The following is a 20,830-nucleotide window of genomic DNA, read 5'->3' on the forward strand; positions in this document are numbered from 1 at the left end:
GCCATCATTGCGGCCATGACAAGCGTGACCCGTTCCGACTTCGGCCCCGATTTCACCTGGGGTGTAGCCCACGCCTCCTATCAGGTGGAGGGCGCCAAGGACGCCGACGGCAAGAGCCCGTCGATCTGGGACACGTTCACCCACAAGCGAGGCAAGATCCGCGACGGCTCCAACGGAGACGTGGCCTGCGACTACTACCACCGCTTCGAGTCCGATACCGCGTTGGTGGGAGAGCTGGGCTTCGGTGCCCAGCGGTTCTCGATCGGGTGGCCGCGGATCCTGCCCGACGGCACCGGACGGGTGAACCAGGCTGGGCTCGACTTCTACTCCCGTCTGGTCGACGCCAACTTGGAGCGGGGCATCGAACCGTGGGCCACGCTCTACCACTGGGATCTTCCTCAGGTGCTCGAGGATCGGGGTGGTTGGGTCAACCGTGACATCGTGGGCTGGTTCGGCGAGTACGTGGCGACCGTGGTCGACAAGCTGGGGGACCGGGTCACCAACTGGATGCTGTTCAACGAACCGTGCAGCTTCATCCACGGTGGCTACCTGTCGGGCTACCACGCACCGGGTCGACGGGGCCTGCTCAAGGCGCTGGCCGCCACCCACCACGTGAACTTGTGTCAGTCGGTGGGGGCCGAGGCCATCCGGGCGGGGGTGACCAACTCCAACGTGGGCACCACCCATGTGGTCTCGCCCATGCGAATCGCTTCTCAGAGCGACCGGCACCGGCGCGGGGCCGAGGTCATCAACGCCTTCACCAACCGCATCTTCATGGAACCCAATGCCGGGCTCGGCTACCCCGTAGACGTGTCGCCGTTCATCCGGCCGGTCGAGCGCTACATCAAGAACGGTGACGAGTCGGCCATCAAGGTCGACTGGGACTTCATCGGGGTTCAGTACTACTGCCGGTTGCTGGTGAAGCCGGTGCCGGTGCCGGGCCTGTGGGGTGTGCCCTGGCCCAGCAAGGACCATCGCAGCTTCGACGTGTCGGGCATGGGACAAGAGATCCAGGCCGACGGTCTCTACGAGGCCCTTCAGATGGTGAACGACCTCCCCGGTGATCACCGCATGGTGATCACCGAGAACGGTGTGACCGTGCCCGACCGCCTGGTCGACGGCCGGGTGCGTGACGTTCGACGGGTGGCCTTCTACCAGGACCACCTGGCCGAGGTGGCCCGAGCCCGACGCGATGGCCTGCCGGTGGACGGCTACTTCTGCTGGTCGCTGATGGACAACTTCGAATGGGCCGAGGGCTACACCGCCCGATTCGGTCTGGTCCACACCAACTTCGACACCCTGGAGCGGACGGTCAAGGACAGCGGGCGCTGGTTCCAGTCGTTCCTCACCGACGACCCCGCCCCGGCGCTGATCCCCGACTCCCCGATGGTCACGGCGTGACCAGCACCGGAGGGGCTCTGCCTCTGGCCGGGTCCTCGGTGACGATCCCCCGCCTGGGGGTGGGCACGTGGGCGTGGGGGGATCGGTCCACTTGGGGGATGGGCACCTATGACCAGGCCCTCACCGAGGGCACGATCCGTGAGGCCTGGAGGCCTCGATCGATGCGCGCGACCTTCTTCGACACCGCCGAGGTGTACGGCGCGGGTCGCAGTGAGTCGATAATCGGGGAGTTGCTGGCTGCAGACCCGGGCCGGGCCGACAAGGTCCAGATCGCCACCAAGTTCATGCCGTCGCCGTGGAAGCTCGATGTCCGTCGGTCTTTGATGGCGGCGCTACGGGCATCGCTGGATCGGCTCGGTTTGCCGGCTGTGGACCTGTACCAGATCCACGGCCCGGTGAGCCTGCGTGGCCACGCCGCGTTGGCCGATGCGCTTGCCGACGCGAATGGCGCCGGTTTGGTGCGAGCGGTGGGGGTGTCCAACTACTCGGTGCGCGAGACCCAGGCCATGGCCGCCGCCTTGGCTGAGCGGGGCCTGGCCCTGGCCACCAACCAGATCGAGTTCTCACTGCTGCGCCGCATCCCCGAGACGAGTGGCCTGTTGGCAGCATGTGCCGATCTCGGGGTGGTGCCCCTCGCCTATTCGCCGATCGGGCAGGGTCGCCTCACCGGCAAGTACAACGCCCACAATCGTCCGCAGGGGCGGCGCAACTTCTCTGACCATCCCATGGAGGTGGTCGACGACGTTGTGGCCGTGTTGCGACGAGTCGGAGAGGCCCACGACGGCAAGACCCCCAGTCAGGTGGCACTGAACTGGATCATGGCCAAAGGGGCGGTTCCGATCCCTGGAGCCAAGAACCAGGCTCAGGCCAGCGAGAACGCTGGGGCACTGGGGTGGGATCTGACCGCTGAGGAACTGGCCGAGCTGGACCATGCCGCGCTGGTCCGGGTTGGGGGAATCGCCGGCCTCAAGACCCGGCTCTGGCAACACGGCTGATCTGATCGGTGACGCGCCGGGGGCGGGGCTGGATCTGATGCGATCGTGGCCCCCGCCCCCGGGACGGAACCTGGTGGTGGCTGAGGTCAGCCCGCAGCAGTGGTCGAGGTGGTGGTGTCCTCGCCCCTGCCGTCGGTTTCGCCTCCCATGTCTTCACCCATGCCCATGAAGGCGCAGCCCATGATCCCACCCATGATCTCTTCCATCTCGGGGTTGGTCTCCATGCCCTCGTCGCCTTCCATGAACATGCTGACCAGGAGCTTGCGGAGGTTTTCCTCGGTGAGGACGGTCTCCATGCACGCCTTCTGACCAGCGGTCATCTCCTCTTCGGCAGACATCGACTCGAGCATCATCTCGTGCATGTCGATGCCGCACTTCTCGAAGTTGTCGAACATCTCGTTGGCCTTGTCCTCGGAGAGCTTCACCTCGGAGAAGTCCATCGAGTTGTCCGAGACGAAGTCCTCGGGCTTGATGCCAGCGGCCTGAAGGGTGTCGACGCCGATGGTGTTCACGGTGCGGGCCGCGAAGCACTCGGTCTGCTCGTCTGACAGCGGGAAGTCCTCTTCGCCCTTCATGGACTCGGTCATGGCATCGACATAGGCCCGGGCGTCAGCGGAGACCTCGACGTCGCCGCCGTCGTCTTCCTTCTCGGTGGTGGTGGTCTCGTCGCCTTCACCTTCACCTTCGGTGGTGGCGGTGTCTTCGCCGCCGCTCTCACCCTTGGTGGTGGTGGTCTTGTCTGAGGCCTTGTCGTCTCCCCCGGAGCTGCACGCCCCCAGAGCCATGGTGGTGACCATGGCGAGGGCGAGCAGGAGGCTGACTGGTCGGCTGGTTCTCATGAACGTTCCCTTCGGTGTGGGTCACCGACTCTCCCGCCGGCGATCCCCGAAATGATGCCTCATCGGAGCCTCCGGACTGGCCGCGGTGGCAGGTGGGGTCGGATCGGTCTCGGTGACACCGTCGTCTGCGGCCACCTAGGTTGCCGACCATGGAGATCAACGGATCCACGATTCTCGTCACCGGTGCCAGTGGCGGCTTGGGCGCTGCCATGTGTCGTGAGCTGGCCCGGCTCGGGGCCCACCTGGTCGTCACTGCTCGGCGTGAGGCGCTGTTGGCCGACTTGGCGAGTGACACCGGGGCCGAGGTGCTGGTGGCGGACCTGACCGATCGGGACGACGTGGTGAGGGTGGCTGATCGGGCCGCCACCTGCGATGTGTTGGTGGCCAACGCCGGCGTAGGCAACGACCCGAGCCTCGATCACCTCAGCGATGACTCCATCGACTTCTCGATCGACGTGAACCTGCGGGCTCCGATCGTGTTGTCGACCCGGTTCGCCCGTGATCACGTACAAGCTGGCAATCCGGGTCAGATCGTGCTGGTCGGATCGTTGTCGGGGTTGGCTGCCAGCCCCGGAACTCGCATGTACAACGCCACCAAGTTCGGGCTCAGAGGGTTCGCCCTGTCGTTCCGCCAAGAACTGGAGGGAACCGGGGTGGGCTGTACCCACGTGGCGCCGGGGTTCATCCGCGACGCCGGCATGTTCGCCAACGGCGGTATCGATCTACCTCCGGGGGTGCGCACCAAGTCTCCCGGCGATGTGGCGGCCGCGGTGGTGAAGGCCATCACCTCCAACCCGATGGAGCTCTACGTGTCTCCCCCCGAGTTGCGGGCGGTCTCGACCTTGGCCACGGTGGCGCCGGCGTTGAGCGCCTTCGTCCAGCGCAAGCTGAACGTGTCGGACCGCGTGGAACGGTGAGCGGTGGCCACCCCGATCGCTCCACCTGAACTGGCCCGCCTGGTCGACCTGTCCGAGTGGCCGCGGGCTCAGGGCTGGAGCCTCCGGGCGGCCCTGGTGCGCTACGCCCAACCCCAACCGGTGCGGGCCGCGGCGATCTTGGAGGTGGTGCGTCGAGTGGATGCCGCCCTGGCGGGCCAGCGCCGATCGTTGGAGAAGGACGGACCCGCGGTGTGGGCGGCGGTGGTGGGCGGAGACACGGCCCCTCTTCCGGCGCTGCTGCGGGCCGTGGTTCCGCTCGACCGTCTGGCCGACGTCATGACCCGATGGGCTCCCGATCGCGCTGGTGAACGCCCCGACGCCGATGTGGACGCGGCGGTGGCCGAGGTGTCGGCCACGCTGGATCTTTTGGGCGTACCGAGAGAGGAACGGACCGGGCCTCCCCGGGCGGCCCGTGGTGCTTCTCGCCGGTCGGGCCCCGAATGACCACCGCAGGTGGATGGTCTCGGCGGTAGAGGCTCGGGATCGTGATTTCAGGTGGGGGTGTCGCCGAGTGTCGACGTGACCACCTCGATGACCTGGTTTTCGGTGAGCGGGGTGTAGTCCCACACGTCGACCCCGACGTTGATCATGTGGCCGTTGGTACGCCAGCGGGAATGGACGTGACCGTGCAGCAGTACCCGGCCCTGGTCGACGGGGCGCCAGTCGAGGTAGCGGTCCTGGTCTCCGGAGTCACCCTGGTAGGGGAAATGGTCGACGCCGACCACGGTGCCGTCGGCCAGTTCGATAGTGGCTGGTGCGTCGATGATCCGGTCGACCCCCGGCGTCAAGGTATCGGTCGAACCAGTCGCCGCGGTGGGGGTTGCCCAGCCAGGCCCGGTCATGGTTTCCAGGCACCAGAACGATCCGTCCCTGGAGCTCGCCGATGAGGCCAAGGGTGGTGTCGAGCTTGCCCATGACGATGTCGCCGAGCACCCACACCTCGTCGTCGGCGCCGACGGTCCCGTTCCATCGGTCGATGAGGAAGGTGTCGAGCCGAGCCTGGGTGGCGTCGTCGGCGGGACCGTCGAGTGGTTCCACTCCAGCAGCTCGGGCGCGCCCGGCCTCATAGCAGGCGATGTTGCGGTGGCCCAGGTGGAGGTCGGAAGTGAAGAAGCGAGCCATGACATCCTTCTACCGTTCGTTCAGCCTGGCTCCAGAGGCTGAGAGGAATGTGGCGGCCCGCGGGTGAAGTCGGCGTCGTCGGTGAGCAACATGAGGTTGTTGGAGATGCAGATCTGGGCGATCAGTGCGTCGACCGAGTCGAGCTGCACTCCGGCCCGGCGACACGTGAGGCACAAGTTGGAGGCCTCGGCGTAGTCCTCGCGGGTGGGCTCCACGAAGGGGACGTTGTCGAAGTGGTTCCGGATCATTTCCCGTGTGCTTTCCCGAGTGAACCCGCGCAACAGCTCCAAGTAGACGATGCCGGTGGTGACGACGTTTCGTTCACCGAGCTGATCGTCCAGTTGGGACACGATGGGATCGCTGTCGTCTATGTCGCTGCGGAGGTAGCGCGACCATGCGCTGGTATCGGCCAGGACTGCGCTCACTCGGTCAAGCCGAGCTTGCGGTCACGAGCACGGCGCGACGCCTTGTAGTCGAAGGTTGGGTCCCAGTCGCCGAACTGCCCGCGCGAGGCCCTGATCTTGGGCTGTGCCCTCCGCTGGATGTACTCGAGCGCCTTGGTGACGGTGGCCTTCTTGGTCCTCTCTCCGCCGATCGCCAATGCCCGCTCCAACAGGTCGGGGTCTATTGCCAGGTTCGTAGCCATGGTGTGTACCTCTTTACACATGATGCTACACAAGTGCGGGTCCGGATGGTCGCAGCTCACCTGGTCGCTATGGAGGTGGAGAGTGGTATCGCCGCCTCAGGTCGTTCAGGTACGCCTCGGTGACACCGCGATGCCCGCTACAGGGCCTCAACGGGGACGGGTCAGAATGCTGACGGCGTGACCTCGGCCCGGCTCCTTCCCTGACGCAGGTTGATGAGCGGCAGTCCGATGGTCATCAGCGCGGCACCGCCGATGAGAGCAGCAAGCGTCATCGGGTTGACCCGGTTGAAGGTTCCTATCGCCCACACGAGCATGCCGACGCCCCACAGGGCGCCGGCCGCCACCAACGTGCCGTTGGCGTTGCCAAGTCGGCGCCAGACGCTTCCCGTCTTGGTAGCCAGCGACAGAACGACGGTGAACACCGCAATCGGCAGGCTGAAGAAGAGGAGCTTCTCGGCCAGGAAGAAGGGAATCATCGTGCCCGACATGGGTGTAGGTCTCGCTCCAGTACCTGCACCCGCTGCCAGTGGCCGTCGGCACCCACCACGACCACACCCTGATCTCGGGCCGACACGACGACCGAATCGGTACCGCTCTGGTCCACCACCGCCACTGCGGTGAACAGGTCGTAGAGGCTGGCTCCCTCATCAAAGCGGCGATAGTCGATGACCGCTCGCTGCCGCTTGTTGAACGTGAAGGTCGATTCCAGGTCTCCGTTCGCGGCCCGATGCCCGATGCTGTGACCGACAGCCTGGAAGCAGTGGCCATCACTGCGACAGGCCTTACTGGCGGCCTCGACCGCACCCGCGGGGACGGCTCCCTCCAATCGGCGCCACTGGTGCCCCCCGTCATCGCTGACCGCCCACACCTCGCTCTGACCGTAAGAGTCGGGTTGGTCGATCTCGGCGTAAACCGTCGAGCCCATGGTGCGCAGTGCGATCACCTCGGGCCGCGAAACCGGCGATGTCGCGGTCAGGGCCAGGAGTGCCACGAACGCTCCCCCGACGGGCGCAGCCAGCGGTGCCCGCTGCTGACGTTGTGGAACCGCTATTCCTGGGGCGGTGGTGGGCCATGGTGCCGCTGTTCTGGTCGAGTCACGGCACCGACCGAGCCAGTACCAAAGCAGGGGGATAGCGCTGAGCCCGACGAGATCGCTGGGGTCTCGGAGGGTCACACCACCGAGGATTGGTGCCGCCGACTCGGCGACACCGGGGACGGTCTTGAGGGCAACAAACCGGCCCCGGTGATGATGACGGCGGCGTTCCTGCCCGCGACGACGGCGATGACGGTGGCGACCATGAGGGGCCCGGCGAAGTCGCTGAGCTTGCCGGTCACGGTTCCAGGGAACCGTGCTTTGAGGATGTGATCGTTGACCGCCAACACCACCACGAAGCTCAGGAAGCACGGCCGTCCCAGCACCGTCGGTGAGACCCCAGTTGCACCGACCCGCCCGACTCTCATCGATCGGACTCTAGGTAGAAACGATGCGCGGTGCCTCGACCCCGTGTCTTCGAAGGGAGGAACACGGCAAGTCGGCACCAGACGGGCTCGGCACCTCGGCATCGCACCGGTCGCTCGCACTGGGCTGGGCCGACGGCAATAGCCACATGGCGCGGAGTTACGTGCCGGCCTGCTCGATGGAGTGAACCAGGTCGACGATCGTGCTCTCGGGAACCGGGCGGTAGTCCCACACGTCGACGCCGACGTTGACCATTCGCCCGTTCGTCTGCCACGTGGAATGGACGTGGCCGTGCAGCAGCACCCGGCCGCGGTCCACGGGCCGCCACTTCTCGTGTCGGTCGGTGTCACCGGAATCTCCCCAGTACGGAAAGTGGTCGACGTCGACCACGGTGCCATCGCACAGCTCCAGGGCCGTGGTGCCGTCGACGATCTCGTCTATCCCCGAGTCGAGGTAGCGGTCGTACCAGTGATCGCGCCTGGATTCACCCTTCCAGACCCGATCGTGGTTGCCAGGCACGAGAACGATCCGGCCGAAGAGGCGACGCATGGACTTGAGCGTGTCGTCGAGCCTGCCCATGACGGCATCACCCAGGATCCAGGTCTCGTCCTCGGGTCCGACGGTTTCGTTCCACCGGTCGATGAGGAACGTGTCCAGGCGGGCTTGGGTCTTGTCGTCGGCCGCCCCGGTGAGCGGCGCGACCCGGGCCAATTCGGCGCGCCCTGGTTCGAACCTAGCGATGTTGCGGTGCCCCAGGTGGAGGTCGGAGGTAAAGAAGCGGGCCATGACACCCTCAATCGTGCCGCCTGAACCCAACACCCCACCCAGCAAATTTCCCGACGGTCCTTGCTGCCCGAGGTCGTTCAGGTAGCTCTCGGCCACACCCGACTTTCTCGTGCGTCGTAGCCTGTCTCCATGAGCACGGTCCTGCCGGGAATCGATGTCGACCTCGATCTCCTCGCCGACATCTGCCGTCGGTATGGCGTCGCCCGCCTCGACGTCTTCGGTTCCGCCAGCCGTGGGGAGATGAGTGACACGAGCGACATCGACGTTCTCTACGAGCTGGAACCTGGCACGCGGCTGGGCTGGGACATCGAGGATCTCGCCAGCGAGCTCACCGGGGCACTCGGTCGGCGCGTCGATCTCGTCTCTCGCCGCTATCTCAACCGCCGGCTTCGTGACATCGTCATCGCCCAGGCGACCCCGCTCTATGCGGCGTGACTCGCTCCTCCTCGAGGAGGCGATCGAGGCGGCCTCTCGATCGATCGAGATCGTCGGCTCTCTGTCGGTCGACGAACTGGCAGACGACCGGCTCCGGCTGGACGCACTCCTCTGGAACCTGACGATCCTCGGCGAAGCGATCACCCAGCTCTCGGCCGAAACGATCTCGCCGTACGCGGATATCCCCTGGCGCAGACCGATCGACCTTCGAAATCGGATCGTGCACGGTTACTGGTCCGTCGACATCTCGGTACTCCATGCCACAACTACTCTCGACCTTCCGCACTTCACGGCTCAGCTCCGCATCGTGTTGGCTGACCTCGACGGGCCGCAGAGGTAGTTGCGGGAGGTCCGCGACGCCGGCACCTACGAGTCGGAATTCGGCCCGGCGGATCCGTTCTCGGTCGCCGAGGAAGTCGGCGAGACGCGCCTTCGCTTCGAACCTGAACCTTCTGGTGGGCGAGGGGACTTGAGCTCTGGGGAACTGGTGCCAATGCACACCAGCCAGCCTCGCTCGGTACCGCACTAGCCGGGGGCTTCTCGGTTCGGACGTTCGTCCAGTAACAACGAGTGCATCGCCCTATCTGCTCGCCCGGTAGAGATCCCGGTAGAGACCCAGATAGAGGTCGGACGTTCGTTCCGCTCGTCACATCGAGCGCCCGCGCCCGCGGGCGCGGCCATGCGCCGTTGCACGATCACATGATCAGGTGCGGGAGACCGCTCGTGGTCGCACCCACGCGAGTGGCCGAAATCCCGGTTGTTTGGCTTCTAGGTCAGGCTTCGTTGTCATACCTCCTTCTTAGGCTGGTCGAGCGGAGCTCGACCGAGGAGGCATGGCGATGGCCACGGCGGAGAATGACACGACCGGCAGGTTCACCACTGAGCTGGCGGATGTGCCGGCGGAGCGGTTGGAGGCCGAGCTGATCGATCTGGCGGGGTGGCTGTCGGCGGGCACTTTCGAGTTGTTGGTGCTGGTCGGTGAGCTCGACGCCCGAGGGCTGTGGGCGCGTTGGGGTGCCCTGTCGTGCGCGGCGTGGCTGGCTGAGGTGTGTGACGTCGAGGTGGGCACGGCCCGTACCCAGGTTCGGGTGGCCCGGGCCCTGCGGACCTACCCGCTGTTGGCCGAAGCGATGGCCGATGGTGACGTCTCCTACGCCAAAGCCAGGGTGCTGGTCCCTCACCTCACGGAAGCCAACGTTGACGTCTTGTTGCATCTGGCGGTCACCAACCCGGCCGGGCGGCTGGGAGCGGCGATCGCGGCGTGGTCCCAACGCCACGAGGACCCCGAAGCCATCGCCCGTCGCCAACACGAGGAGCGCAGCGTGTCGTGGCGTACCGGGCCCGACGGAATGGTGACCATCACCGCGCGTCTCGCTCCCGCTGTCGCCGGTGCGGTGTGCGCGGTGATCGACGCGCAGGTCACCCGGTCCGCCGCGCCCGCGGACGCGTCACTGACCCAACAACGAGCCGACGCCCTGGCCGCGGTCGTGACCGGCGGGGGAGGCAACCTCGACGCCGAGGTCGTGATCCACGTCCGCGGAGACGCCACCACCCTCGCTGACGGCACACCCATCAACGACCACGTGGTGGCCCAACTGTTACCTCACGCGTTTGTTTCGTTGCTGATCGTCGACACCAACCGTCAACCGATCGATGCCAGCCCCCGCCGCCGCACCCCGACCCGCCGCCAGAAGCGCGTCATCGACGAAACGAACCCCGAATGCGGTCACCCGGGCTGTCGGGCCCGAACCTTCCTCCAGTACGACCACATCCAGCCCTACGCCCAAGGTGGTCCCACCGTCGTCGCCAACCTCCGACGCCTCTGCGGCCCCCACAACCGAGCCCGAATCGGCCCCACATTGCATGACGAAGCCGCCGAGTTCGTCGCCGACCTCATCCCGTAGGCAGGAGCTGTCATGGCGACTCAGATCAAAGAACACCTGCGCGACGAAGACCCAAGAGAGTGGACGCTCGTCATTCGAGGCCGGCCGCTGACCGTCGATGGCCTCCTCTTGGCGGCCGGGCGGACCCTTAGCGAGTTCACCTTGCGGGGCGATCCAGTCGCTGCCATCTCCGCGGAGGTCACCGGACCGGGCCGAACGACCGACGACCTGCTGGCCGGTCCTCGTCTTCGTACCCGTCGGACCTACGCCTTCGTCCCGGTTGCTGTACTCATCGAATGTGGGTTCCCGGTGTTGGCGACGTTCACCGCGCCCCATGTGAGCATCGTGCTACCGGCGTACGATGACGAGCGTGTTCGTGCGTTGGTCGACCTCCTCGGACCGGAGCACGTAAACCCGCACTATCTGAGGACACTCTGATGGCCACACGAATCACGCTCCCCGCCGACGTTCACCAGATCGACGCGACCGGCTACGTGTGGACCTTCCTCGACGAGGCTGACACCCCAGGTCGCATCACGGTCGGCAGCGTCGTCGTCGCCGGCGACAGCGAGGACCCGTTCCTCGCCCGGGTCATCGACATCGTTGCCGGTAGCTCAGGCCGCGAGATCGTCCACCTCGACGTGATCGGCGTCCCCGACCAGGTCATCGACGAACTCCGCCACGCCAACCTCCTCCCCGCGTAGCGGACCGAGCTCGTAGATGGTGCTTGTAGAACGACCGACGACGAAGGTCGTCGATCAGTTCGGAATGGCGCCCGTTCTTCACTGCACCCAGACAGCGAAGAACCCCCTGCTGAGCAGGGGGTTCGTGGTGGGCGAGGGGGACTTGAACTCTGGAGAACCGGGTATCGGTGCGTACCTCTGCGTCCCGTTCCGTACCCCCTGAGCAGGGGTTTCGCGATTCGGCCGTCCAACCCGTACCAACGAGTGCAACCCCGTATCTACCCGTCCGGTAGAGATCCGGTAGAGATTCCGGTAGACGTCCGCTGCCTCAGCTGGCCGTAGCGGCGACCCCATGGAACTCGTTGAGGGCATCGGCGATCGCGACCCGCCGCGCAGCGAGGAAGGACTCGTAGTCCGTTGCCTCTTCGCCCCACTCGTCGAAGTCGATGAGCTGAGCTTCGAACGCGTCTGGCGGGTAGCTCTGCCGGTAGACGGAAGGCGTCTTGGCGCTGATCTGCTTGTTGGTCGTCGAGCCGATGAACGCGAGGTTGGCGATGTCGTTGATCTCCCGGTCGGACAGCTCCGGTCGTTCGGCCTTGAGGTAGGCCTTGGGGTAGATGTGGTGGAACTCGATCTTGTCGGCCCTGTTGGCGTGCTTCGGGCTGAGGAGCAACGACGTCGCCCAGTCCTTGGCTTCGCAAGCCTTGAACAGGAGGAACATGGCCTTGAACACGCCAGCCGTCGAGGTCCGTCCAGCAAGGTCCCCAGGCACGAAGTCCATCCGCCCCACCTGCTGCACGAGGCGGTCAGCGAGGTCCTCCGCCGTTCCGCCGCCCCGGAGGACAGCGAGGTCTTGGTCCAGGATCGACTCCGATGAACCCCTCGAGTAGCGGCCCTTGGCGTTGGCGACGAGGAACCACGTGCGGAACTGGGTCGCTTCCTCGGGGGCGATGTGGAGGTCCCGTTTGTGGGCCCAGTATGCGGTGGTGATCAGCAGCAGAGGTGACGACAACAAGGTGGGGCTGTCGATCTGGAGGTTGGCCTGGACGAAGTCGACGGCGAAGTCCAGGCACCTCTTGGTCCTGCGCCACCCCTCCTCCAGGGTGGACCGCTTGAGGCCACCCACTTCGTAGTCGAACCCCCGTTCCGCAACTGCCTGCTGGTACTCGTTGAACATCTCCAACGATCCCTTCCACCGGGCGGTGATCTGGGCGAGCGCGAGATCGGAGCCGCGAAGCTTCGCCCCGAGGGAGTTCACCCGCACGAAGATCTCGGTGACCTCCTCGTAGGACTTCTCGCGTTCGAGGACCTCAGCCCGGTACATGTAGTCCGCGATGCCTCGCAGCTGCTTGAGGCGCTCCGAGTACTTGGTGTACCGGGGGTCGTCGAAACCGCTGACGCCGGCCCCCTGGAAGATCTCGGCGTCGGTCCTGTTGAAGACGTCGGTCACCCTTACCCAGTTGGGTAGGGCCAGCACTGGGTTGCTCGCTACGACGAAGGCCCGCTTGTTGACCTTCTCCATCGGGTCGAGGTCTGCCTCGTCGCTATCGTCGGAGTCGTCGTCGCTCTCAACGTCCTCGTTGACCTCGGTGATGAACGTCAACTCGTCGGGGTGCTCCAGGTTGAAGAGGATCTCGACCGGCGTCTTGCGCCCGCGGACCTTGACCTTCTCGCCACGCAGGACGGCCGACAGCGACGTCAGCCGCTGCTGGCCATCGAGTAGCAGCAGGGAAGCCTCGGCATCTGGGTTGGCATCGACGGCGAAGGCCCGAGTTTCGACCTCAGCGCCATGAGGCGCCTTCCAGGCGAGGATGATCCCGGAGGGATAGCCCCGGTAGAGCGAGTCGAGCAGATCGCGGACCTTGGTCTGGGTCCACACGTATCGACGCTGCATCTCGGGTAGCTGCAACTCGCCCCGCTCGATCATGTCGACCAACTCGCGGACCTTGAACTCTGCCTTACTCATCGTCGGCCCCTCCAACGGGTCGGTCGTGCTGGCTGGCGACTGCCAGGTCGGTCTCGATGCGACGGGTCAACTACCGGGTGCTCCGACGAGCTGCATCAGCTCGCCGTAGTCGGTGACGACGTCGTAGCGGACCGCTTGGTCCCCCCTTGGCCGCGAGCGACTCGAAGAACTTGCGGGCGCACTGGATCTTGGCGTCTTCGATCCCCTTGAGCTGAAGGGTGGAGAGCGACCCCTTCGTCTCGGCCACGAAGTAGACATGCTTGACCTTCCCGTCCTCGAAGGCGATCGCCCAGTCAGGGTTGTAGTCACCGACGGGGGTCGGGATGAAGAAGCCTCGTGGGAGCTTGGCGTACACCACGACCTCGGTGCTGGTGTCGAGGTCGGTGACGAACTTCCTCTCGACCTTGGAGTCGGTGATGACGTAGTCGTAGATGTGCTTGCGGAGCTTCTCGCCGGCGTGGGTGAACTCCTGCTTGGTCTGGTTCTCGGTGAAGATGGCCGTGTCGTAGCGGGCGTCGAGCGGGTCGTAGGTGAGGTGCTCCACGATGACGGTGGCCTTCTGCTCGTTGACGAGTCGGGAGACCTCGCTGATGAACTGCTCGGGGTTCTGGCGGTACTTGGCGAACGTCGCGGGAGCGATGCCCTGGAGGATCGAGCAGACGGTGCGGCGGAGTAGGTGGGTCTTCTCCGCTACTTCGCCGAGCAAGTCGTAGCGGACCTGCGACGAAGCCGTCACCGACTCGGTGTGGGTGGTCGTCGCGTCCACGGCGAATCCGGTGCCGGCGGAGAGCGACTCGTGTTCGAGCTCGGCCGCCTGGGTCCCCTGCTGTACGACGTACTGGAGCGAGGTCACCGCAAGGCTCGAGTCGAGGGTGTCGATGCACTTCGCGATCAGTTCCTGGGAGTCGAACTCGACCTGGTAGATGGCTTTGTGGTTGATCCGGCCCCAGAGCTGCTGAAACTCCTTCCGCTCGAAATTGCGTTGGTTGAGGGGGACGGCCTTCGACTTGCGTCCGTCCAAGGGCAAAGGGAAGCCGGCGTCGAGCGAGTCGATGAACTCGGCGACCTGGTAGTGGAGCGCTGCGAGGCCCGCGGGCATCTCCGGGAGTTCGGCTCCCCCACGCTCGAGCCAGGCGTCGGTGAGGTGGAGGTCGAAGTCGATGAAGTCGTGCTTGATGAGCCAGTGGTGGAGCTTCTTCGCCTGGTCCTCGGTGATGACCACCTTCTCGTTGGTCTCGGGGTCGAGCAGTTCCTTGCCCGTGAAGAACTCAACGGTTGCTTTGCGGGGACGAGCGGCGAGCGACGCCGCCATCTCCTTCTGGAGCCCGGCGACGAAGTCCGTGTAGGACTCGTCGGTGACGACCGTGAGCTCGTTGATCTCGTGCACCGTGACCGGGTGGTCCTGGCGCTCACCGTGTTGGTCGACGGCGAGGCGGAGGCCCCGTCCGATCTCCTGGCGCCTCGAGATCGTGTTGTCGCTCTTCTTGAGCATCCCCATGACGAACACGTTGGGGTTGTCCCATCCTTCGCGGAGCGCCGAGTGGGAGAACACGAAGCGGACGGGCTCGGTGAGCGAGAGGAGGCGCTCCTTGTCCTTGAGGATGAGGTCGTAGGCATCGACGTCGGTCGACTGGCCCTTCTCGTCGCCGGTCTTCTTCACGGCCGGGTCGACTTGGTGCTTGGTCTTCTTGTCGATGGAGAAGTAGCCCTCGTGGACCTGGCGGGCGTCGTCGCGCTGCAGGTAGTCCTGGTAGGCCTCCGTGGCAGGGTCGAGCGCCAGCTCGCCGAGCATGCCAGTCACCGCCTGCGCGTACTCCTCTTCGAACCAGCGGGCGTAGTCGCCGAGGGTGTCCTCACGCTCGTAGTCGCGGTACTTGGCAACCTCGTCGATGAAGAACAGCGACAGGACCTTGATCCCTTGGGCGTGGAGCTGGCGTTCCTTGTCGAGGTGTGAGGCGATCACCTCGCGGATCTGGATGCGACGCTTGGAGTCCTCCGTGACGTCGCTTCCAGAGATCTGGCCGGCGGCAACGACATCTCCGTTGCTCAGCTCGATGATGTCGCGGATCGCGTCCACGTCGACGACGACCAGTTCATTGTACGCCTCCAGGCCACCGGAGAGGTCGTGGAGCCGGCTTCCCTTGTCGACCCACCTGGGTTGGCGGGTGATCGCACCGGACTTCGCCTGTACCTCGATCTCGACCTGGGCGCGGGGGTTCGCGCCCTTCCTCACCTCGATGCGGTCCAGGTACAGGTAGGCGCTCGTACCGGCGAGGCCCTTCACGGCGATGCCGCACCGCGATGCGCTTCACCAGCTTCCGGTTGTAGGCATCGAGGGCATCGAGTCGGTGCACCTTGGTGTGCTCGACTCGATGGGTAGCCGAGTACCGCAGGACCATCAAGGCGTTGAAGTTCGACAGCGCGGCGAGGGACTTGTCAGCCCCGATCTTCTGTGGCTCGTCGATGATGACGATCGGGCGGTTGGCGGCGATCACGTCGATGGGGCGTCGGGACTGGAAGTCGTCGAGCTCTTCGTAGATGCGCCGGTTGTCCTTGCCGGTGGCGTTGAAGGCCTGGATGTTGATGATCATCACCTGGACGCCACCGTCGGAGCTGAATCGCTCGATCTCGTGGAGCTGCGACGAGTTGTAGATGAACGCCCGAGGCTTGGTGCCGTAGGCCTGCTGGAAGTGCTCGGCGGTGACCTCGAAGCTCTTCTTCACGCCTTCGCGGATGGCGATGCTGGGCACCACAACGATGAACTTGCTCCACCCGTAGCGTTGGTGCATCTCCATGATCGTCTTGATGTAGACGTAGGTCTTCCCTGTGCCGGTCTCCATCTCGACGTCGAGGTTCGGCGCACCGGGAGCGGCCTTGGAGTCGACCAGCTTGGCTGCGAGGGGCAGATGGGCCGCCTTCTGGACGGAGTGCACGTTGGCGAGGAGCTGCGCGGGACCGAGGGCGATCTCCGCGTTGCGCAAGCCGGCGTCGGCTCGTTCGCCGAGGTCGAGGGCCGGCTGAGCTTGCGGGGCAGCCTTGCCGGGGTCGATGAGGTACGACACGCCGTCGACCTTGGGCTGTCCGGCGAAGCAGTCGACCACGGCGTCGACTGCGTCCGTCTGGTACTCCTGGACCTTGAACTGCAGCTTCACTCAGCACCCCTGGCTGTCCGGCCTTCGGTTCGATACGGATAGCTACAGATACCGACGTCAGATCCTGCGGCGTCGTATCCGAAACGGTGAGCGGAGAAACACCAGGTCAGACCAGCTTTCTGCCAACTTCGATCGAGCACGGATCCCACTCATCCCTCCGAAGTTTCGGATAGGCGCAGGCGCCACCGGGCGGTACGCGTACCGCCGATGCTCTCCACACGGCCCTCCCGTCGGAGCCTGGACAGCAGGTTGCGAACCTTGTTCGTCTTCTAAACCTCTGACAGGCCGTCTGGCAGCTTGCCTCGGAGGAGGGCATCGATCTCGGAGCGAGGCGCGAGCTCGAACTTGGTGGAGGTACTCGATGATCAGGGTGGCGTAGTAGTCGTCATCGAGTGCCCTGGTCTGGATGTACTCGGCTCGAGTGTCGGTGACGTCCGCGACAGTCGCCGAGACGTAGAGCCCGTGGCTTGCGGCCCTCGACCAGCTTCGCCTTGCGGAGTCGGGCGATGGCCTCGTTCGGGATGGGAAGGCCCTTCTGCACGCGATCGAGGGCGAGCACGTCCTCGAGGGGAAGGTCGGTGCGGACCATGAGCATCTTGGAGTAGGCCTCGTCGATGACCGCCCCGGGGATGGTGAGCTTCACCTCACCGGCATTGGTCTCGAGGTCGTAGTCGGGCAGCGGAAGGAAGCGGCGGACCTGCTCTCGCACCATCCGATGGATGCCGAAGCCCAGATGGTCGATGAGGTTGAGCTCCGTCATTGCTTCGACCAGGAACGGGTTCCGGTACTTGCGTGGGGTCCGCACCTCGACGGCGTAGTCGTCGGGAGCGCCGTCGTAGAACTCGCCGACGCTGATGAACTCGACCCGGTCGGGGTGCTCCGTGACGATGACGCGCGAGCCCTGGGCGTAGTCCTGGTGAGCGATGCAGTTGTAGAGCGCTTCGAGCATGCTGAGGCCGTCGTACTTGCTGATCTCCCGATAGATCAGCTCGTCGGGCGGAAGGAGCCGGAGTTGCACGTTGCGGATGCGCTTAGCCAGGGCGGTCGCCGTCAGCAGGAACGGCAGGTGGAAGTGCTCGTAGGCCTGCTGCTCGCCGACCAGCTTCCAGGTCATCTCGCCGGGGTGGGGATTCAGCAGGTGGGTTGACGTCCCGGCCCCCAGGAGCAGCAACGTGGCTCGCGTTATCTGGCCATCGCGCAGCAGGCCGGCCTTCTCCAAGAAGGCCTGGTCGTCCCCACGCGTCGACGTCGGCGGCAGTGATGCGTGGGCGTGCCGCTCCGCGAACCCCTGACGGGCTCGGGAGATGGCTGCCGGGTCGAGGTGGGCCAGCGTCGCCTCGGGCACAACCACCGCAGTCCAGTCGGTGGCAATGGTCCAGGACCGGATCTGATCCAGCTTGTCGAGCGAAAGCGGCACGAGGCTCTCGCCGGCTCGAGCGCGGTAGTCGCCCTTCCACGAGATCGGGATGCCGCGAGTGCGGCCGGGATCTCGGCCAGGACGGCGCGTCGTCCGTCTCGATCGAGTTCGTGGATCTCGCGGATGGTGAGGCTCGGGTCGGTGCCCTCGAAGACCTGGTGCTTCAGCGCTTGGCGTTGTTCGAGGCTGGCGAGATGGGTGGTGTCGACGACCTCTTGATTGTCCGACACCCCGAACACCAACCACGCCGATGCCAGCCCGCGGAGGTTGGCCTCGTTGCTCAGCGCAGAGACGTAGGCCCCTGTCTTGTCAGCCGAGAACTGTTCGCGGGCCGCCTTGAACTCGACGACCTCGTTCTCCCACTGGGCGAGGATCCGATCGAGGAGGTCGCTGAGCTCGGCCAGTTCCATGCGGTGGCCTCAGATCACCTTCACGTCGGTCGCCGGCGACAGCTCGCGGAAGATCTGCTCGGCGTTGATCCGATCCGCGTCGGTGGCGAAGCCCGAGTCCCGAACACCGCTCGTAGCGGCCCACGGCTGGCGATCTCCCGCACGAGGTCGAGGCTGACCTGCTTGTCGAAGCACGCGATCAAGGCTCCATCGTCGACCACGAACACCTCGTACACGTCGACCGCTTCGGCAGCGATGGGAAGGGAAAGTTCAAGCCCCCAGCCGAGGAGCACCTCGAAGAGCAGATCCTCCCCAACCGGCCCGCCTTGACGCTCTCGACCGACAGCTCCAGCTGATCCTTTGCAGCCTCGTCCGGAGTCCGCAGGACGCCGGCCATGTTGGTCGTGTCGATCCTCAGCACCCGGAAGCCGGCGTCGAGGTGGGTGCCCAGGGGCCCGGCATCGTGCGTTGCTCGCTCACCAGCGACGAAGTGTCTCGCGGGCAACGCTGGCGATCGTCTCGTAGTCCGGGTGGTCAACTGCCTCACCAAGCTGAACGAGGATGTACTGGCGATGGCCGCCATCCGCGGCGTTGAGATCCATGACGGCGTGGCCAGTTGAGCCCGAGCCCGCGAAGAAGTCGAGGACAATGGCATCCTTCCTCTGGTCCGTAACGAGACGAAACCAGCGCGCAAGGGACACGCCGGTCCTTCGGATTGTCGAAGAGAATCTCGCCCATTAGGTCGCGCATGTCAGTGCTAGCGGCCTTGCGGTCCTGCTCGAACACCGAGATAGCGACCTGATCGCTCTTCTCATCCAAGAAGGAGATGCCGCGAGGAATCGCGGACTCGTCCGAACCGAACCAGATCTTTCCCTCGGCGATCCGACGATCCATCTCATCCTTCTGGAAGAGCCAGCCACGCTTCGGAAGCGAGACCGGCTTGCCTGACGTGGGGTGAAGGACATCGTAGGTAGGACCACCCCCACCTGGCCACGTGATGTTTCCGTAGGTGTTCATGGGTCGGCCAGTCCCCCGCTGGAGCTGGTCATACCGCGCCACCGAATCGGTGATCTCGCCAGTCGCCTTCTTGCTCTTGAGCCAGGCCTTCCATAGGGCCGAGGCTTCGTCATCGCTCTGACGCGTCGACCAGATAGAAGCCGCCTTCTTTAGCGCAGTATCGAGACCGACCTTGGGCTCGCGCCACCGAACTCCGAGCTCGCTAAGGCGCACCTCGTGCCGCGTAGATCAGCATGTAGTCGGCGCCGTTGGAGACATAGCGAGAGTCGTTCTTGCGACCACCTTGCCAGACGACGTCTGAAATGAAGTTCTAGGCGCCGAAGACCTGATCGAGGAGAGATCGAAGGTTCGTATGCTCGTGATCACCGATCGCGGCGATCACGATACCGTCGTCAGCCAGCAGGCGACGCGCCAACTTCAGTCGCGGGTACAGCATGCTGAGCCATTTGGAGTGGAATCGGCCGGTCGTCTCCGTGTTCACAATGAGACGGTCGCCTGTCTCAGACTTCTGACCTGACCGCTCCAGATACTCGCCGGACGTCTCGGAAAAATCATCTTCATAGATGAAGTCATTGCCGGTGTTGTAGGGTGGGTCAATATAAATAAGATTGACCTTGCCCAGGTAGGACTCCTGGAGGAGCTTGAGGGCGTCGAGATTGTCGCCCTCGATGAAGAGGTTCTTTGTGGTGTCGAAGTCCACCGACTCCTCGCGCACGGGGCGCAGAGTCTTGGCGATCGGCGCGTTGGCAGCAAACGCAGCAGCTCGCTTGCCAGGCCAGTCGAGCTGGTAACGCTCGCGAGGGCCGTCGACGACGTGATCTGACAGCTCCTGCCGGAGCGCGTCGAAGTCGATGGCGCGGACGACCTTGCCGTCGGCGTCCAGCGACTCGGTCATCACGTTCGGGAACAACTCAGCCTGGATCCGCCGATCGAGGCGAGGGTCTGACGGTCGCGTCTCGCGGAAAGTGCCTCCCACGCTGGGACGATGACGGTTCTCGAGGCCACCATCGCCTACCAGCTACAGGAGCATTTCGGTGACGATCAACCACGGGATCGACCGGATCCGGGTGATGACCTTCGATGACGAGCGCTCGTCGCGGATGCCAGGCTGTTGTTGGTGGCCACGGTCGCGGCCCGCTACCTGGGGCTCGAAGCGCTGATCATCGAGCGGTGCGCTCGCCGGTCGGGTAGGCGGCGCCCGACCGAGCCGCAAGGCCGCCACGTTGATCCCACGCCATGATCAGCGGCGCCGACTGCATCGACGACACCAGCCGGCTCGCCGGGGGCGACCGGCGGTGCTCGGCCATCGGGTGATGGCCCCCTCCACGCTGGGCACGTTCTTCCGGTCCTTCACACCGCCATCCGCCAACTCGAGCCGCCGTCTGCAGCCATCAAGCGGGCCTGGGGGTGCCAGGCGGGCCCGACCGCGACGTTGATTGTCGATTGGACTCCACGATCTGAGGTCCTGGCTCGCCGGGCTGGCGCCGCCTACGGCTACACCAAGGCGCTGGGCTACCACCCGTTCCGCTGCTGGCGACCCGCGCGGACACCGGCGAAGTCTCCACGCCCGCTGCGCAAAGGCTCCACGGAACACCGCCCGAGGATCATCCGCTTCATCGACGAACTGCTGGCACGAGTCGAAGCGCCGGTGGGGTGGCGCGATCATCGTGCGAGCCGATCCGGCTTCTACCAACACAAGCTC

General features: G+C 65.2%; 20 protein-coding genes and 3 pseudogenes. 9 read left to right on the forward strand and 14 right to left on the reverse strand.

Annotated elements, in window-relative coordinates; genetic code table 11:
* Positions 1–15: 15 nt before the first annotated feature.
* Together IPG97_05980 and IPG97_05985 are read left to right on the forward strand one after the other, a co-directional pair.
* Positions 16–1,401 (forward strand): beta-glucosidase, encoded by a 1,386-nt coding sequence (locus IPG97_05980; GenBank protein ID MBK6856106.1) that lies wholly within the window; start codon positions 16–18, stop codon positions 1,399–1,401.
* Positions 1,398–2,396 (forward strand): aldo/keto reductase, encoded by a 999-nt coding sequence (locus IPG97_05985; protein MBK6856107.1) that lies wholly within the window; start codon positions 1,398–1,400, stop codon positions 2,394–2,396. Before IPG97_05980 ends, IPG97_05985 begins: the two co-directional genes overlap by 4 nt.
* An 86-nt stretch (positions 2,397–2,482) precedes the next feature.
* On the opposite strand, the gene IPG97_05990 is transcribed toward IPG97_05985, so the two are convergent.
* Positions 2,483–3,235: a hypothetical protein gene (locus IPG97_05990; GenBank protein MBK6856108.1), complete on the reverse strand. Its 753-nt coding sequence runs from the start codon at positions 3,233–3,235 to the stop codon at positions 2,483–2,485.
* A 149-nt stretch (positions 3,236–3,384) separates the two neighbouring features.
* Here IPG97_05990 and IPG97_05995 point away from each other — a divergent pair, with 149 nt between their 5' ends.
* Both IPG97_05995 and IPG97_06000 read left to right on the forward strand, forming a co-directional pair.
* Positions 3,385–4,152, forward strand: coding sequence for an SDR family NAD(P)-dependent oxidoreductase (locus IPG97_05995; protein ID MBK6856109.1), 768 nt, complete (start codon positions 3,385–3,387; stop codon positions 4,150–4,152).
* A gap of 3 nt (positions 4,153–4,155) precedes the next feature.
* Complete coding sequence (locus tag IPG97_06000; GenBank protein ID MBK6856110.1) at positions 4,156–4,617, forward strand: hypothetical protein; 462 nt, start codon at positions 4,156–4,158, stop codon at positions 4,615–4,617.
* Positions 4,618–4,664: 47 nt separating this feature from the next.
* Here the strand turns inward: IPG97_06000 and IPG97_06005 are convergent, their stop codons facing one another.
* The 8 genes from IPG97_06005 to IPG97_06040 all read right to left on the reverse strand — a co-directional run bounded on the left by IPG97_06005 (position 4,665) and on the right by IPG97_06040 (position 8,282).
* Complete coding sequence (locus IPG97_06005) at positions 4,665–4,898, reverse strand: hypothetical protein (GenBank protein MBK6856111.1); 234 nt, start codon at positions 4,896–4,898, stop codon at positions 4,665–4,667.
* Positions 4,864–5,295 (reverse strand): hypothetical protein, encoded by a 432-nt coding sequence (locus IPG97_06010; GenBank protein ID MBK6856112.1) that lies wholly within the window; start codon positions 5,293–5,295, stop codon positions 4,864–4,866. Before IPG97_06010 ends, IPG97_06005 begins: the two co-directional genes overlap by 35 nt.
* Before the next feature lie 20 nt (positions 5,296–5,315).
* Entirely contained in the window at positions 5,316–5,720 is a 405-nt protein-coding gene (locus IPG97_06015; protein MBK6856113.1) for a PIN domain nuclease, read from the reverse strand.
* A complete protein-coding gene (locus IPG97_06020; GenBank protein MBK6856114.1) occupies positions 5,717–5,941 on the reverse strand; it encodes a type II toxin-antitoxin system VapB family antitoxin in 225 nt (74 codons plus the stop codon). The genes IPG97_06015 and IPG97_06020 overlap by 4 nt, the downstream gene beginning before the upstream one ends.
* 161 nt (positions 5,942–6,102) lie before the next feature.
* A complete protein-coding gene (locus IPG97_06025; GenBank protein ID MBK6856115.1) occupies positions 6,103–6,429 on the reverse strand; it encodes a hypothetical protein in 327 nt (108 codons plus the stop codon).
* On the reverse strand, positions 6,414–7,115 hold the full coding sequence (locus tag IPG97_06030) for a hypothetical protein (GenBank protein ID MBK6856116.1): 702 nt from the start codon (positions 7,113–7,115) through the stop codon (positions 6,414–6,416). The genes IPG97_06025 and IPG97_06030 overlap by 16 nt, the downstream gene beginning before the upstream one ends.
* Positions 7,112–7,402, reverse strand: coding sequence for a hypothetical protein (locus IPG97_06035; protein MBK6856117.1), 291 nt, complete (start codon positions 7,400–7,402; stop codon positions 7,112–7,114). Before IPG97_06035 ends, IPG97_06030 begins: the two co-directional genes overlap by 4 nt.
* 157 nt (positions 7,403–7,559) lie before the next feature.
* Complete coding sequence (locus tag IPG97_06040) at positions 7,560–8,282, reverse strand: metallophosphoesterase (protein MBK6856118.1); 723 nt, start codon at positions 8,280–8,282, stop codon at positions 7,560–7,562.
* A 33-nt stretch (positions 8,283–8,315) separates the two neighbouring features.
* Here IPG97_06040 and IPG97_06045 point away from each other — a divergent pair, with 33 nt between their 5' ends.
* From IPG97_06045 to IPG97_06065, 5 genes are all read left to right on the forward strand, one after another.
* Positions 8,316–8,621, forward strand: a complete 306-nt coding sequence (locus tag IPG97_06045; GenBank protein ID MBK6856119.1) for a nucleotidyltransferase domain-containing protein — start codon at positions 8,316–8,318, stop codon at positions 8,619–8,621.
* Positions 8,611–8,961: a DUF86 domain-containing protein gene (locus tag IPG97_06050; GenBank protein ID MBK6856120.1), complete on the forward strand. Its 351-nt coding sequence runs from the start codon at positions 8,611–8,613 to the stop codon at positions 8,959–8,961. Before IPG97_06045 ends, IPG97_06050 begins: the two co-directional genes overlap by 11 nt.
* 499 nt (positions 8,962–9,460) lie before the next feature.
* Positions 9,461–10,525: a DUF222 domain-containing protein gene (locus IPG97_06055; GenBank protein ID MBK6856121.1), complete on the forward strand. Its 1,065-nt coding sequence runs from the start codon at positions 9,461–9,463 to the stop codon at positions 10,523–10,525.
* 12 nt (positions 10,526–10,537) lie between these two features.
* Positions 10,538–10,942 carry a hypothetical protein gene (locus tag IPG97_06060; protein ID MBK6856122.1) on the forward strand — a complete coding sequence of 135 codons (405 nt, stop codon included), beginning with the start codon at positions 10,538–10,540 and terminating at the stop codon, positions 10,940–10,942.
* Positions 10,942–11,208 carry a hypothetical protein gene (locus IPG97_06065; protein ID MBK6856123.1) on the forward strand — a complete coding sequence of 89 codons (267 nt, stop codon included), beginning with the start codon at positions 10,942–10,944 and terminating at the stop codon, positions 11,206–11,208. Before IPG97_06060 ends, IPG97_06065 begins: the two co-directional genes overlap by 1 nt.
* Before the next feature lie 307 nt (positions 11,209–11,515).
* Here the strand turns inward: IPG97_06065 and IPG97_06070 are convergent, their stop codons facing one another.
* The 5 genes and pseudogenes from IPG97_06070 to IPG97_06090 all read right to left on the reverse strand — a co-directional run bounded on the left by IPG97_06070 (position 11,516) and on the right by IPG97_06090 (position 20,023).
* A complete protein-coding gene (locus IPG97_06070) occupies positions 11,516–13,153 on the reverse strand; it encodes a DUF262 domain-containing protein (GenBank protein MBK6856124.1) in 1,638 nt (545 codons plus the stop codon).
* A gap of 66 nt (positions 13,154–13,219) precedes the next feature.
* Positions 13,220–16,305: pseudogene (locus tag IPG97_06075) on the reverse strand (DEAD/DEAH box helicase family protein).
* 149 nt (positions 16,306–16,454) lie between these two features.
* Positions 16,455–18,132: pseudogene (locus tag IPG97_06080) on the reverse strand (putative DNA binding domain-containing protein).
* A 9-nt stretch (positions 18,133–18,141) separates the two neighbouring features.
* A pseudogene (locus tag IPG97_06085) lies at positions 18,142–18,827 on the reverse strand (type III restriction endonuclease subunit M).
* A 611-nt stretch (positions 18,828–19,438) separates the two neighbouring features.
* Positions 19,439–20,023 carry a site-specific DNA-methyltransferase gene (locus IPG97_06090; GenBank protein ID MBK6856125.1) on the reverse strand — a complete coding sequence of 195 codons (585 nt, stop codon included), beginning with the start codon at positions 20,021–20,023 and terminating at the stop codon, positions 19,439–19,441.
* Positions 20,024–20,830 lie beyond the last annotated feature (807 nt).

The organism is Microthrixaceae bacterium (assembly GCA_016702505.1).
Taxonomy (GTDB): Bacteria; Actinomycetota; Acidimicrobiia; order Acidimicrobiales; family Iamiaceae; genus Aquihabitans.

Bases quoted from the DNA above. Each gene is read 5' to 3' on its own strand.
- IPG97_06065 (MBK6856123.1), top strand. From the start codon at position 10,942: ATGGCCACACGAATCACGCTCCCCGCCGACGTTCACCAGATCGACGCG.
- IPG97_06020 (MBK6856114.1), bottom strand. From the start codon at position 5,941: ATGGCTACGAACCTGGCAATAGACCCCGACCTGTTGGAGCGGGCATTG.
- IPG97_06045 (MBK6856119.1), top strand. From the start codon at position 8,316: ATGAGCACGGTCCTGCCGGGAATCGATGTCGACCTCGATCTCCTCGCC.
- IPG97_06090 (MBK6856125.1), bottom strand. From the start codon at position 20,023: ATGACCGAGTCGCTGGACGCCGACGGCAAGGTCGTCCGCGCCATCGAC.
- IPG97_06050 (MBK6856120.1), top strand. From the start codon at position 8,611: ATGCGGCGTGACTCGCTCCTCCTCGAGGAGGCGATCGAGGCGGCCTCT.
- IPG97_06035 (MBK6856117.1), bottom strand. From the start codon at position 7,402: ATGAGAGTCGGGCGGGTCGGTGCAACTGGGGTCTCACCGACGGTGCTG.
- IPG97_06010 (MBK6856112.1), bottom strand. From the start codon at position 5,295: ATGGCTCGCTTCTTCACTTCCGACCTCCACCTGGGCCACCGCAACATC.
- IPG97_06070 (MBK6856124.1), bottom strand. From the start codon at position 13,153: ATGAGTAAGGCAGAGTTCAAGGTCCGCGAGTTGGTCGACATGATCGAG.
- IPG97_06060 (MBK6856122.1), top strand. From the start codon at position 10,538: ATGGCGACTCAGATCAAAGAACACCTGCGCGACGAAGACCCAAGAGAG.
- IPG97_06025 (MBK6856115.1), bottom strand. From the start codon at position 6,429: ATGTCGGGCACGATGATTCCCTTCTTCCTGGCCGAGAAGCTCCTCTTC.
- IPG97_06055 (MBK6856121.1), top strand. From the start codon at position 9,461: ATGGCCACGGCGGAGAATGACACGACCGGCAGGTTCACCACTGAGCTG.
- IPG97_05990 (MBK6856108.1), bottom strand. From the start codon at position 3,235: ATGAGAACCAGCCGACCAGTCAGCCTCCTGCTCGCCCTCGCCATGGTC.
- IPG97_05995 (MBK6856109.1), top strand. From the start codon at position 3,385: ATGGAGATCAACGGATCCACGATTCTCGTCACCGGTGCCAGTGGCGGC.
- IPG97_05980 (MBK6856106.1), top strand. From the start codon at position 16: ATGACAAGCGTGACCCGTTCCGACTTCGGCCCCGATTTCACCTGGGGT.